The following is an 11,656-nucleotide window of genomic DNA, read 5'->3' on the forward strand; positions in this document are numbered from 1 at the left end:
TGAATGAGATATCACCTGGCTACAGATGAACAACTAAAGACGATTATTACGAATGATATAAATTGCCCCACTGAATTACTTGGTGGGGTTGTACATGAAATGTTAAACAGAAATCTGCTTGATGGGTTGATTAAAAAGGCAATCATCAGAAGATTTAATGTTATCGATATAGCAACTAAGGTGTTAAGGATACCCGATGAAGATTTATTCCAAAATTGCAGAATGGAAATAGTGAAGGTGGTAAAAGGATTCAAACAAGGATATAGACCCTTCTCGTACTATTTAGCCATTTGCTTAAGAACATATTTAAAAGACTTAGAGAATGCAGCTAAAGCAGAAATGAGAAAAGTATACGAAAATATTCAGAGCATAGATGTAGTGCGTAATGAAAATGGAGATACTTACGCTGAGTTATTCAGATCAAATATGAATGTAGAACGTGAAGTAATAAAGAAAATCATGTTTGAAGAGAAAATGAATCAATTAACACCAGGAGAAAAACAAACATTCAAGCTTTACTTAAAAGGCTATTCATACCGAGAGATAGGAGAGATGCTATCAGTCTCTAAAGCCGGTATTTGTAGACGGATGGAAAAAGCGACTGAGAAATTATGCGGTAAACGAATCAGTGATTTAAGTATTCAAAATTACAAGGTGGGGGCTTAAGAATGAATGTAAAGATAAAACGATTATCAGAACATGCAGTAATACCTAAGTATGCTAAACAAGGTGATTCGGGGTTTGATCTTGTTGCTACTGAGGACGTGATTATTTATTCAGAAGGAACTGAAAAAGTACCTTTGGGATTAGCATTTGATATACCTCAGGGATACGAGTTGCAAGTAAGGCCGAGATCGGGAATTACATCTAAAACTAAGCTGCGTGTTCAGTTTGGGACGGTGGATGCAGGGTATAGAGGGGAAGTTTGCGCGATTGTAGACAATATAGGACCGATTGTTATGAGGGTAAAAAAAGGTGATCGTATAGCACAAGGTGTAATAGCACCAGTAATCCAAGCGATATTCGAGGAATCGGACGAGTTAAGCGAAAGCGAAAGAGGAACTGGTGGCTTTGGAAGTACAGGAGTGACGGTATGATCGAGAGAAAAGCCGGTGAAACAATGACTAAAGTAATTAAGATACTTAAGGCTAGAAATGGACTACCTACAAAGATCCTCGTAGAAGGTGAAGAATACGCATTAGTCCATAAAAACTATATCAACGGGAATAAGGGGAAAGTGAAAGATGGACAGAAATAACATGATTTCAATGTTAGAGGATAGCACTCAAATTGATCGGATAGAGCTTAGAAGATATACAGATGAAAAGTTAAAGAGATTGTATGAGAAGAGGGTGTTAGGTCTTGGGGAAAAGCCAAAGAGACAAGGGACAAAGAAGAGAAAGAGAGTTCGCTAAACTCATTGGAGGTCATCGTGTCCCTCTCTCAGGGGCGCAAGAAGGCTATTCAAATGATGTTATAGGGTTAGGGTTAGCGTTCGAGGTAAAAGCCCGTAAAACAGGATTTAAAACGCTTTATGATTGGGTGTTGGATGAAAGAGAGAAACCGGATGCAGTCGCTATAAAGGTGGATAACAAACCTTGGTTAGTAACAATGACATTAGATAAGTTCCTGGAGTTGATGAAGAATGAGTAACACTGAAAAGCTCTCACAATTATATAAACAAGCTAACTCGTTAAATGAGGAATTACCAGGAGACATAATACGCAAGCTCACTCTATACGGAAAGATCCTAGAGCTATTGGGCGGTTTTCATGCAAACAGTGTGAAGGCTTGGAAATTAGCAGAAGCAACAAGAAGAGAAGCGTTAGCGAGTGCTTATTCATACAGTGACGGATCGGTAGCAGATAAAACGAATATGGCAGAGGTTGCAGCTGCAGAGAGCAGACGGAAAGAAGCAGAGGCAGAAGCAGAAGCGACAAGATGGAAGAATGCTTATACCAGTACGTTAGAGCAAATAAATATCATGAAGCTACAGTTAAAGGATATGAAGGATGTAGCAGGAGGGGGCGTGTAGGATGAATTATAAATGTTCTGTATGTGGATACAAAACTAAATATCTGTCTGAGGCGTTTGATCATAAAGACGTATGTAAAGCTAAGCCTAACATGAATTTTGAAAACTCTCCTATACAAGAAGAGATAAACAACAATGCAGTATTAAAAGAGGTACAAGACTTATTAGAAGCACAAACAGCAAAGGGATTAGAGAAGTACGGTAATACAGTAGATGTTGATGAATATACCCTTTCAGATTGGATAGATCATGTGCTGCAGGAAAAGATGGATGAATTAGTGTATCTGGTGACGATTAAGCACAAGATTAAGAAGGTGATTGGATGACTACAGCTGTAAAGATAAAGAAAGCCACATTCAAACACATAGAGTCAGAACTTTATTCATATAAAGATACTCTAAATGAGATTGAAGAGTTAAGAAAAAACATCATGTTTTGCAAAGAAAATGATGATGAGAATATAGGTGGGGGAAGGTCATCCTTCCTCTCAGATCCTACAGGGAGACTCGGTACAAGGTTAGCGACTCATAAGAAGTTAGGGCAGCTTGAAGAGATTGCGAACGCTATACAGAAGGTTTATACAGGATTACCAGAGGATTATCAGAAGTTGGTAAGGCTTAAGTATTGGACTAAACCTCAGACCTTAACATGGGAAGGAATAGCTGATAAACTGTTTATAGGAAGTCGTCAGGCTATGAGATGGCGTGATGAGATAGTATATGCGGTTGCGGAGGTGTTAGGATGGAGGTAAATGATTTATTAGAAGCGATTCATGAATGGAGAAAGAAGAACAAAAGAAATAACCCAACAATGATTAAAATTAATCCTGCATATTTTCATGAATTAATGTCAGATGAATATAAGAATCAATATAACAATATTGAACTCTTCGAAGATGAAAATCGGATTATAGGTCATAAGTTTAGAGGTATTCCTTTGCCAATAACAAATGAAGTTGAAACGTTTGAGATTGTATAAACATGTCACTTTCATGTCACTTTTGGCATTAAAATCCATGATATTATGTAAGTATAGAAAATTATACACTGCTCGGAAATTTCGGCAGTGATAATTTTAAGATGTCAATTTGGGAATCAACGTAAATTCGTCATGTTAAGCGTCTATCCAATAGGGTAGGCGTTTTTTCTTTTGAGGGTTACACGCTGAGTCGTGGGAGCGTGCAAGTGTACGAGTGGTAAGGCTAGAGGTACACAAATACGGTGGCGGAATAGGTAAACGCTAGTAGCAGGGGTAGTGGGGCTTTCGACAGCCCATACGAGTTAAGTGTCTGAACTACTTATCATATAAGGTGCAAATCCTTATCCGTATTTTAGTGGGAAAACGAATGAACCTATGAGGCAGTGAGTAGAAATGGGTGGGGCCTGTTCATTCAAAAATCAAGGTGGTGAGGGTTTGAAGTATATAAAAGCAAATATTCAAGGGAAACCAAAAGAAATTAATCTGGTGCTAATGAATGACTTACATTTCGGTAGTGAAGCTGTAGATTATGGATTATTAGAAAGAGTATTTGATTTTATTGCTTCAAATCGAGAGAACACCAGGATATTAATAAACGGTGACTTAATCGAGGGTGTAACGAAGAATAGCAAAGGTGATATTTACACTCAACGAATGACACCAGAAGAACAGTTAGAATTTGCTGTAGAGACATTCAAGCCTTATAAGGATCTTATAGACGGGGTAACAAAAGGGAATCACGATTACAGGATAGAGGATGAAGTCAGTATAGACATCGTCAAATGGTTCTGTAAGGAATTAGACATCCTTGATAAGTATATGGAGTTTGAAGGTGTAGTAGGGTACGCATGGAATAAATGCTTTTACTCTGTTGAAATGTTTCATGGTACAGGTGGCGGTGGGACAATAGGATCTGTAGAGAGAAACATGACAAAGATGAGGAAAACCACTGCTGATGTATTTTACTGTGGGCATTGGCATAAAGAGTTTGCTAAACCATTTAAAGAATATAATTTAGATCCTTATAACAAATGCGTGAGAGAAGTAAAGAAATGGTTAATATGCGGTAATACAATAGTCCAGACAGCAGAATACGCTAAGAAGTTCCGATATCAAGAAAGCTTCCCTAGTCAGGCTGTAGTCACGTTGAGGGGAGAACAGAAGAAACGTGATATCAAAGTGGACTGGATAAGGTAAAGGAGTGAGGTGAGTATGTAATGAAGCTTACAGAGAAACAAAAGAGGTTTGCTGACTTCTATATAGAGACGGGTAATGCGACTGATTCATATAGGAGAGCTTACAATTGCACAGAAAAGACAGCTAGTGTAGAAGGGTTCAAGAACCTAGCAAAACCTAGTGTTAAATCTTATATAGATTCTAAGCTCACTGAGATGTCCAACAAGCGTATTATGGATGCCGAAGAGGTTATGACCTTACTTACATCTATTGCTCGTGGTGAAGAGAATGAGGACGTTGTAGTATTCGGTGAGAATGGACCTGAGATTACAACTAAGGGAATGAGTGCTAAGGATAGAATCAAAGCTCTAGAATTACTTGGCAAGCGTTATACTCTATGGACTGACAGAAAAGAAATCGAGGGTAACATAGGTGTGACGATAGTAGATGATCTAGATGATTAAAGTTAAGTTATCTAGTGTGATTGCTCCATCGTTCCATGAGGTGCATCGAGACTTAAAGAATGATGGTCATACACATTACTGGCTAGGTGGTGGTCGTGGTAGTACAAAGTCATCCTTTGTTGCTATCGAGATCATATTAGGCATTATGAGTGATCCTAACGCTAATGCAGTAGCCTTGCGTAAGGTTAAAGATACATTAAAGGATTCAGTATATGAACAGCTATCTTGGGCTATAGAGAAGCTTGGTGTTGATCATTACTGGCATAAGAGTATAAGTCCACTTGGATTAACTTATAAGCCGACAGGACAAAAGATAATCTTTCGTGGTGCTGATAATCCTAAAAAGATCAAGTCAATCAAGTTTAGTCGTGGTTACTGTAAGTTTATCTGGTATGAAGAGGTTGACGAGTTTGTAGGCATGGAAGAAATACGGATGATTAACCAATCGCTAATGCGTGGTGGGAAGAAGTTCACTGTATTTTATTCTTACAACCCTCCTAAGTCATCTAATAACTGGGTGAATGCGGAAGTTGTACTCACCAGGGAAGATCGCTTATTTCATCATAGTAATTACCTTACTGTTCCTAGAGAGTGGTTAGGTGAACAGTTTATTGTAGAAGCTGAACACTTGAAAGAGACTAAACTTAATTCATATAGACATGAATACTTAGGGGAAGTAACCGGAACAGGTGGAGAAGTATTTGATAACGTCAAGATACGTCCTATTACGGATGATGAGATAAAAGAGTTCTGGAACATCAAACGAGGCTTAGATTTTGGTTATGCGATAGATCCCCTGGCTTATGGTGTAATGCACTATGACAGGAAGAAGAAACGCTTATACATCTTCCACGAGCTTTACAAGGTTGGTTTATCTAATCGTGCTGCATACAATCACATTAAAGAAGAGAACATCGATAATGATTTAATCAAGGCTGACTCTGCTGAGCCTAAGAGTATAAACGAGCTTAGACAATACGGTTTACGGATCGTAGGTGTTAAGAAAGGTCCTGACTCTGTTGAGTATGGGATTAAGTTCTTACAAAGCTTAGAAGAGATCATAATAGATGATACACGATGTCCTCACACTGCTCATGAGTTTCTTACTTACGAGTTAGAGAAGGATGCAAATGGAGACTTTAAAGCGAAGTTTCCGGATAAAAACAACCATGCGATAGATATGGTGCGTTATGCTCTGAATGATGAAGCTATGAAGTTTAAGGAGCATAAGAAAAAGAAATCTGATCCTGATAATCCTACACCAGAGGAAAGACATGAGAAGATGGTTAAGGATATGACAGGAGGAACACCACAAACAAATGTGTTCACACAATGGTGAGGTGAGAATTATGGATTTTGTATTTGGCTTCCTTATTGGGATAGCCTTATTTGTCGTTATATACAGTGCTTATCAGGTTGGTCGTCTTGTTGGCAATAAGCGTGTGAAGCCTGTAGAAGCTGATAGCGAAGAGTTAAGACGAGCGAAGGAATTACATCAAGGATTCTTACAAGTCATGAATTATGACGTAAATAAAGCGTTAGAACGGAAGAAGGTGAACCACGATGGATGATAGACGTACTAAGGATTGGATATTGTACGAAGCAGGTAAGAGCTACAATAACCGTTTAACACCTAACTATTACGATACAGTAGATGCAAATATAGCCTTCTTTCAAGGTGATCAGTGGAGAAACTTAAAAGCTGATAACATGCCTAAACCGGTGTTTAACATTATCAAACGTGTTATTACATTCTTTGTTGCTTCTCTAACATCATCAAAGGTAAAGATACACTTTGAACCATTGCATAATACACCGGATATTAACGGACAGGATGAGGTAAACCCTGCTGAGTTCGCTAATAACCAGGTGCAAAACTTGCTAGAGAAATACAAGATGGACTTCAAGATTAAAGAAGCTCTGACAGATGCAGCTGTAACAGGTGATGCGTGTGCGCATTTCTATTTTGATACATCCAAGAAACCATATGGATCTACAAACGACATACGCGGTGAGATTTGTATGGAGTTAGTCGATGGTACTAATGTATTCTTTGGTAATGCAAACAACTCTAGAGTGGACGTACAGCCTTATATCATCATTTCTGGTCGTGATATGGTCGATAGCCTTAAAGCAGAAGCTAAACGATATAAGACGAAAGAGGAAGAGATTGAATCCATTAGCTCTGATGCTCATTACGAATACCAATCAGGCGATAGCAGTGAGATTGAAGTAGAAGCAGATGAGTATGGTAAAGCCTTATATATTATCGTATACCGTAAGAAGAAGGTTAAGCGTACTAAAAAAGATGAAATGGGCATGGATATGCTAGATGAAGAGGGCAACCCTGTTACAGAAGAGGTAGAAACCATCGTAGCAAGTAAAAGTGTAGAGAATGCTTATATCTATAAAGAGATTGATACAGGCTTAGAACACTATCCTGTTGCATGGTTGAATTGGGAAAAGCAAAAGAACCAATACCACGGTCGTGCATTATGTACAGGTATCTTACCTAATCAGATATTCATTAACCGTATGTTTGCAATGGTTATGTACCATCTAATGATGACAGCATTTCCTAAGGCAGTATATAACGCTGATATAGTTCCTACATGGAATAATGAGATTGGTGCTGCTATTCCAATTCACAGCATGGGTCCTGATCAGAATATCAAAAACGTTGCCGGATACTTAGAACCTGGTAACATGTCAACTCAGATCATCCAAACAATTGAGCTAGCTATGGAATACACGAAAGAGACTCTAGGCGCTTCTGATGCTGCTCTAGGACAGATTGATCCTAAGAATACATCAGCTATTATCGCGGTGCAAAAGTCCTCTGCTATCCCATTAGAGAATCCTAAAGCGAATCTGTATGAGTGGATAGAGGATATAGGAAAGATTCTGTTTGACATGATGGGTACTTATTACGGAACTAGACCTATTGCTATGGATATAGAGGGCGAGAAACAGATAGTACCTTTCGATTTTAGTGTATTTAAGGAAATGTGGTTCGATGTTCGAGCAGATGTAGGTGAATCATCTTACTGGTCTGAGATTGCTTCAATACAAACACTAGACAACCTATTGAACAATGGACATATTGACATTATCGATTATCTGGATCGTGTTCCAGTTGAGTATATACCACAAAAAGAGGAATTAATCTCAAGTATTCAAGAGAGAATGCAGCAAATGGCACAACCTGCTTCATCTGAACAACTAATTCAAATGTTACCACCAGAAGAACAGCAGGCTTTCTTATCTGCAAGCCCTGAGCAACAACAAGCAATATTAGCTGAATTACAAGCGCAAATGGCGCAACAACCACAAGCACCTATGATGTAGGTGTTTTTATTATGAGGTGATTTAATGGATGTTTGCCCATACTGCAATTCAATTCTAAGAGTAGGTAAGACATATGAGACTGAGCAAGTCGCTTTGATTTGTGCTAATCAGAAATGTATTACGTACCCTGGCAATGATTTAAACAACCCTAAACGAGTTATATCAGATTCAGAGATTAAATGATTTATTTGGGAAGCCAAGTCGTTTACTAAGTATTAGGAGGACTGGCGGTGTTAATTGGGTGGGCGTTAACACACAAATCATTCCCCAACCATAGGGAAAGGAGAATCACAATGTTTGAAAATGAAGATATTATCCTTCCGGATGATTACCAAGAAGCCCTACCACAGGCAGAGGAAACATTCGAAGAAACAGTAGATGAGCAAGAACCTGTAGACACTGGATTTGAATCAGAAGAGGATACCACACCGTCTGAACAAACAGAGGATGCAGAGACACAAGGTATGACAGAGGAACAGAAGGCAGCTTTCTTAAAGGTGAAATACAACAAGGAAGAGTTAGAACTTGATGAAGAGAAGGCTCGTGAGCTTGCTCAGAAGGGTTTGAACTACGACAAACTACAAGAGAGACTTCAAGCCTTAGAAACTGATCCTCGCTTATCATTCGTTGAAACACAAGCTAAGAAACACAATATGTCAGTTGAAGAGTATCTACAAGCAGTAGAACAAGCTGAGTATCAAGATAGAATCAATGAACTAGTTCAAAAAGGTATCTCAGAGGAAGTTGCAGAGGAACTGCTTGAAAACAGGAAATTCCGTCAGCAATATGAATCTGAGCAGAAGGCCAAAGCAGAGGAAGAGAAAAGAAATGTAGAGTTTCAAGATTTCTTCGCTTACTTTAATCAAGTTAATAATCGCGATTTTGTACCAGGCAAAGATGAAATTCCCCAACAAGTCTGGGATGCGCATCAAAACGGAGTTCCTCTAAAGTATGCATACATGGAACATTACAACAATGAGCTTAAGACACAAATGCAAATATTAAAACAAAACAAAGAAAATGAAAAACGAGCGCCGATAGGAAGCGTTACTTCACATGGTAGCACAGAAACCGCAAGTGAAGATGACTTCTTAAAGGGCTTCAATTCAATTTAAGGAGTGATTTAAATGGCAGTAAATCTCGCCAGTAAATATAGTCAGAAGGTAGACGAGCGTTTTAAATTAAAATCTCTTACAGAGTCTGCAGTAAACCGCGAATACGATTGGAATGGAGTTAACTCAATCAATGTTTACTCTATCCCAACAGTAGCAATGAACGACTACACTAAATCCGGTTTAAGTCGTTATGGTACTGCGGCAGAGTTAGACAACACTGTACAAACGATGACATTAACTCGTGATCGTTCATTCACGTTCACTATCGACCGCGCGAATCATCAAGACACTCAAATGGTTATGCAAGCAGGTAAAGCACTTGCTCGTCAAATTGACGAAGTAATTGTACCTGAGATCGATGTATATCGTCTTGCTGCAATGGGTTCTGCTGCGACTGCAAATGGTCATACAGCAACATTAGCAATCGATGCAACAAATGCTTATTCTTCTCTTTTAGAAGCAGGCGAAGCATTAGACGAAGATAAAGTGCCTGCTACAGGTCGTATCGCATTCGTTAAGCCTTCATTCTACAATTTCTTGAAACTTGATAACTCATTTATCAAAGCTTCTGAAATTGGTCAAAAAATGCTTATCAATGGTCAAGTTGGTGAGGTTGATGGAGTGAAGATTGTTAAAGTTCCATCTACTTACCTTCCTGCAAATACTGAGTTCATCTTGACACATCCGGTTGCGACTGTAGCAGCTCAAAAACTAGAAGATTACAAAACACATGATAACCCTCCTGGTAAACAACTAGCGGCTTAACCAACGCTTGATGCCAGGCTCAACAGTAATGTTGATGAAAAATAGTCGGCAAAATCGGTAGAAACCTTAGCACAACTTCTTCCAATCAACTAACCAACCATGTATAATAATGGTAGGGGTGGTTGGTGTATGAAATGGAATATCGAATTAGCGAGACGAGAGTTTGAAAATCGTGGATTAGTGTTACTAGAAGATGCATTCAAAAGTGTTGATACCAAAATGAAGTGTATTGCTAAATGTGGTCACGAAAAAGAATTATCCCTTTACAACCTAAGAGCAGAAAAGGGTTTATATTGCAGGAAGTGTTCTTTTAAAGTAGGTTCATCTAAACGCAAATTTGATTACGATTATGTGAAGCGATACTTCGAAGAACAAGGATGCAAACTAATTTCTACTGAATATGCTAATTGGAGAGGGAAATTGAAATACATCGCTCGTTGTGGACATGAAAATGAGATTTCATTCCATAAATTCAGAAACGATGAACAAGGGCGCTTATGTAGACCATGTGGCAGACCAAAGAAAGAGGATCACTTCAAATACAATCCTAATATAACCGATGAAGAAAGAATATTGAATAGAGATTACTACGCTATTATTGAGTGGAGAATCAACGTTTTTAAGCGTGATAATTACACTTGTAAGGTTTGCGGTGATGATAGAGGAAATAATCTCAATGCTCATCATTTAAACGGTTATAATTGGGATGTAGAAAACAGATTGAATGTAGATAATGGTGTAACGCTATGTGAAGTATGTCATAACAACTTTCATAAAAGTTTTGGGTATGGCAACAACACGAAAGAACAATTCGATAATTGGAGTTGGTTTGAAGGCAATACCGAGGTAAAGCACGTTGTAAAAGATGTGGCTCACCGTAACGCATAGGCGCTGAACCTGTGCTTTTTTTATTGCACAGAATATAATGCGCCCACGAGTGTCGACCCCCTAAGTCGTATTGACAGGGTGAAAATGTATGCTGAACTGCATGGAAACATGTAGAAGTAGAGGATAAAAAGCCTTTGCGATAACAAAATGATCAATGGTTGGTTAGTAGAAGGACGTAAACGTTATGATGCTTTCGTATTAGAAAACAAAAAGAATGCGATCTTCATTCATAAAAATCTTTAATAGTTGAGGTGATACTTTATGAGTGAGAAAAAATATCCAATTACTTTCGTAGCTGGAAATGGAAATAAGCTTATTGCTCGTGATGATATACAAGCAGCAGCATTTGAGAAAGCTGGGCTTAAAGAGTCTACAACGAAGAAGTAACATGATGGGGGTAGGGTTTTCCTGCCCCTTTTTTATTTGTATATAGGAGGGGTTCTCTTGATAATTAGTCGAAGTTCACGAACAATTCAAACGCAAAAATCGTAAAGAAGGTGGTATAAATGGCAGTAACAGCACAACAAGTATATGATATGGCGTTGGTTTTTATGGATGAGGTGTCAGATACAGGAGCCATCCTTGCTGATGATCCAGAATACTATAAATCTAAATCCTTATCAATCTTAACCGCGTTACAAACTGAATTGTTACCACAGTCTATAACACCTGTGCCGATTACCGACATATCTTCTAATTTATTAGTATCTGATCGTATTGCGTTGGGTGTATTACCTTATGGATTGGCAGCACATTTGCTATTGGTTGAAAATAATGATGCAGCACCTTTCTACAACGACAGATATGAGGAATTAAAGAGAAAAATAAGTACGTCTATAGAGCCTATAACAGACGTATATGACGTTTTAGGCGGAATGGGGTGTTAAT

General features: G+C 38.5%; 18 protein-coding genes. All 18 read left to right on the forward strand.

All coding sequences use genetic code 11. The features are described 5' to 3' along the window. Nucleotides 1–3 precede the first annotated feature (3 nt). The 18 genes from ACSVDH_RS05225 (at nucleotide 4) to ACSVDH_RS05310 (ending at nucleotide 11,655) form a co-directional block, all read left to right on the forward strand. A complete protein-coding gene (locus tag ACSVDH_RS05225) occupies nucleotides 4–666 on the forward strand; it encodes a sigma-70 family RNA polymerase sigma factor (RefSeq protein WP_439248716.1) in 663 nt (220 codons plus the stop codon). Between the two features lie 2 nt (nucleotides 667–668). Beyond that, on the forward strand, nucleotides 669–1,097 hold the full coding sequence (dut, locus tag ACSVDH_RS05230; protein WP_439248717.1) for a dUTP diphosphatase: 429 nt from the start codon (nucleotides 669–671) through the stop codon (nucleotides 1,095–1,097). After that, a complete protein-coding gene (locus ACSVDH_RS05235) occupies nucleotides 1,094–1,258 on the forward strand; it encodes a hypothetical protein (RefSeq protein ID WP_439248718.1) in 165 nt (54 codons plus the stop codon). The genes dut and ACSVDH_RS05235 overlap by 4 nt, the downstream gene beginning before the upstream one ends. Nucleotides 1,259–1,362: 104 nt before the next feature. Next, nucleotides 1,363–1,653: a PDDEXK family nuclease gene (locus ACSVDH_RS05240; protein ID WP_439248719.1), complete on the forward strand. Its 291-nt coding sequence runs from the start codon at nucleotides 1,363–1,365 to the stop codon at nucleotides 1,651–1,653. Then, nucleotides 1,646–2,035 (forward strand): hypothetical protein, encoded by a 390-nt coding sequence (locus ACSVDH_RS05245; RefSeq protein WP_439248720.1) that lies wholly within the window; start codon nucleotides 1,646–1,648, stop codon nucleotides 2,033–2,035. The genes ACSVDH_RS05240 and ACSVDH_RS05245 overlap by 8 nt, the downstream gene beginning before the upstream one ends. Before the next feature lies 1 nt (nucleotide 2,036). Beyond that, on the forward strand, nucleotides 2,037–2,360 hold the full coding sequence (locus tag ACSVDH_RS05250; protein ID WP_439248721.1) for a hypothetical protein: 324 nt from the start codon (nucleotides 2,037–2,039) through the stop codon (nucleotides 2,358–2,360). Beyond that, nucleotides 2,357–2,785 (forward strand): DUF722 domain-containing protein, encoded by a 429-nt coding sequence (locus ACSVDH_RS05255; protein ID WP_439248722.1) that lies wholly within the window; start codon nucleotides 2,357–2,359, stop codon nucleotides 2,783–2,785. The genes ACSVDH_RS05250 and ACSVDH_RS05255 overlap by 4 nt, the downstream gene beginning before the upstream one ends. After that, on the forward strand, nucleotides 2,776–3,012 hold the full coding sequence (locus ACSVDH_RS05260) for a hypothetical protein (RefSeq protein ID WP_439248723.1): 237 nt from the start codon (nucleotides 2,776–2,778) through the stop codon (nucleotides 3,010–3,012). Before ACSVDH_RS05255 ends, ACSVDH_RS05260 begins: the two co-directional genes overlap by 10 nt. A gap of 435 nt (nucleotides 3,013–3,447) precedes the next feature. After that, nucleotides 3,448–4,209, forward strand: coding sequence for a metallophosphoesterase (locus tag ACSVDH_RS05265; protein ID WP_439248724.1), 762 nt, complete (start codon nucleotides 3,448–3,450; stop codon nucleotides 4,207–4,209). A 20-nt stretch (nucleotides 4,210–4,229) separates the two neighbouring features. Beyond that, on the forward strand, nucleotides 4,230–4,652 hold the full coding sequence (locus ACSVDH_RS05270) for a terminase small subunit (protein WP_439248725.1): 423 nt from the start codon (nucleotides 4,230–4,232) through the stop codon (nucleotides 4,650–4,652). Next, the gene (locus ACSVDH_RS05275) at nucleotides 4,645–5,991 is read left to right on the forward strand and encodes a PBSX family phage terminase large subunit (RefSeq protein ID WP_439248726.1); all 1,347 of its coding nucleotides are present in this window, start codon (nucleotides 4,645–4,647) and stop codon (nucleotides 5,989–5,991) included. Before ACSVDH_RS05270 ends, ACSVDH_RS05275 begins: the two co-directional genes overlap by 8 nt. Before the next feature lie 10 nt (nucleotides 5,992–6,001). Further along, nucleotides 6,002–6,223, forward strand: coding sequence for a hypothetical protein (locus ACSVDH_RS05280; protein WP_439248727.1), 222 nt, complete (start codon nucleotides 6,002–6,004; stop codon nucleotides 6,221–6,223). Further along, nucleotides 6,216–8,000 carry a portal protein gene (locus ACSVDH_RS05285; protein ID WP_439248728.1) on the forward strand — a complete coding sequence of 595 codons (1,785 nt, stop codon included), beginning with the start codon at nucleotides 6,216–6,218 and terminating at the stop codon, nucleotides 7,998–8,000. The genes ACSVDH_RS05280 and ACSVDH_RS05285 overlap by 8 nt, the downstream gene beginning before the upstream one ends. A 293-nt stretch (nucleotides 8,001–8,293) precedes the next feature. Beyond that, nucleotides 8,294–9,115 (forward strand): hypothetical protein, encoded by an 822-nt coding sequence (locus tag ACSVDH_RS05290; RefSeq protein ID WP_439248729.1) that lies wholly within the window; start codon nucleotides 8,294–8,296, stop codon nucleotides 9,113–9,115. A 156-nt stretch (nucleotides 9,116–9,271) separates the two neighbouring features. Continuing rightward, nucleotides 9,272–9,880 carry a N4-gp56 family major capsid protein gene (locus tag ACSVDH_RS05295; protein WP_518617579.1) on the forward strand — a complete coding sequence of 203 codons (609 nt, stop codon included), beginning with the start codon at nucleotides 9,272–9,274 and terminating at the stop codon, nucleotides 9,878–9,880. Between the two features lie 129 nt (nucleotides 9,881–10,009). After that, complete coding sequence (locus tag ACSVDH_RS05300) at nucleotides 10,010–10,768, forward strand: hypothetical protein (RefSeq protein ID WP_439248731.1); 759 nt, start codon at nucleotides 10,010–10,012, stop codon at nucleotides 10,766–10,768. A gap of 261 nt (nucleotides 10,769–11,029) precedes the next feature. Next, nucleotides 11,030–11,155 carry a hypothetical protein gene (locus tag ACSVDH_RS05305; RefSeq protein ID WP_439248732.1) on the forward strand — a complete coding sequence of 42 codons (126 nt, stop codon included), beginning with the start codon at nucleotides 11,030–11,032 and terminating at the stop codon, nucleotides 11,153–11,155. 119 nt (nucleotides 11,156–11,274) lie between these two features. Beyond that, nucleotides 11,275–11,655, forward strand: a complete 381-nt coding sequence (locus ACSVDH_RS05310) for a hypothetical protein (protein WP_439248733.1) — start codon at nucleotides 11,275–11,277, stop codon at nucleotides 11,653–11,655. Nucleotide 11,656: the final 1 nt, after the last annotated feature.

The organism is Metabacillus sp. Hm71 (genome assembly GCF_051842955.2).
In the GTDB taxonomy this organism is placed as follows: Bacteria; Bacillota; Bacilli; order Bacillales; family Bacillaceae; genus Metabacillus.

Excerpts from the sequence above, each read along its gene's own strand:
- ACSVDH_RS05225 (WP_439248716.1), top strand. The coding sequence starts at position 4 with ATGAGATATCACCTGGCTACAGATGAACAACTAAAGACGATTATTACG.
- dut (WP_439248717.1), top strand. The coding sequence starts at position 669 with ATGAATGTAAAGATAAAACGATTATCAGAACATGCAGTAATACCTAAG.
- ACSVDH_RS05235 (WP_439248718.1), top strand. The coding sequence starts at position 1,094 with ATGATCGAGAGAAAAGCCGGTGAAACAATGACTAAAGTAATTAAGATA.
- ACSVDH_RS05245 (WP_439248720.1), top strand. The coding sequence starts at position 1,646 with ATGAGTAACACTGAAAAGCTCTCACAATTATATAAACAAGCTAACTCG.
- ACSVDH_RS05250 (WP_439248721.1), top strand. The coding sequence starts at position 2,037 with ATGAATTATAAATGTTCTGTATGTGGATACAAAACTAAATATCTGTCT.
- ACSVDH_RS05255 (WP_439248722.1), top strand. The coding sequence starts at position 2,357 with ATGACTACAGCTGTAAAGATAAAGAAAGCCACATTCAAACACATAGAG.
- ACSVDH_RS05260 (WP_439248723.1), top strand. The coding sequence starts at position 2,776 with ATGGAGGTAAATGATTTATTAGAAGCGATTCATGAATGGAGAAAGAAG.
- ACSVDH_RS05270 (WP_439248725.1), top strand. The coding sequence starts at position 4,230 with ATGAAGCTTACAGAGAAACAAAAGAGGTTTGCTGACTTCTATATAGAG.
- ACSVDH_RS05275 (WP_439248726.1), top strand. The coding sequence starts at position 4,645 with ATGATTAAAGTTAAGTTATCTAGTGTGATTGCTCCATCGTTCCATGAG.
- ACSVDH_RS05280 (WP_439248727.1), top strand. The coding sequence starts at position 6,002 with ATGGATTTTGTATTTGGCTTCCTTATTGGGATAGCCTTATTTGTCGTT.
- ACSVDH_RS05285 (WP_439248728.1), top strand. The coding sequence starts at position 6,216 with ATGGATGATAGACGTACTAAGGATTGGATATTGTACGAAGCAGGTAAG.
- ACSVDH_RS05290 (WP_439248729.1), top strand. The coding sequence starts at position 8,294 with ATGTTTGAAAATGAAGATATTATCCTTCCGGATGATTACCAAGAAGCC.
- ACSVDH_RS05295 (WP_518617579.1), top strand. The coding sequence starts at position 9,272 with ATGAACGACTACACTAAATCCGGTTTAAGTCGTTATGGTACTGCGGCA.
- ACSVDH_RS05300 (WP_439248731.1), top strand. The coding sequence starts at position 10,010 with ATGAAATGGAATATCGAATTAGCGAGACGAGAGTTTGAAAATCGTGGA.
- ACSVDH_RS05305 (WP_439248732.1), top strand. The coding sequence starts at position 11,030 with ATGAGTGAGAAAAAATATCCAATTACTTTCGTAGCTGGAAATGGAAAT.
- ACSVDH_RS05310 (WP_439248733.1), top strand. The coding sequence starts at position 11,275 with ATGGCAGTAACAGCACAACAAGTATATGATATGGCGTTGGTTTTTATG.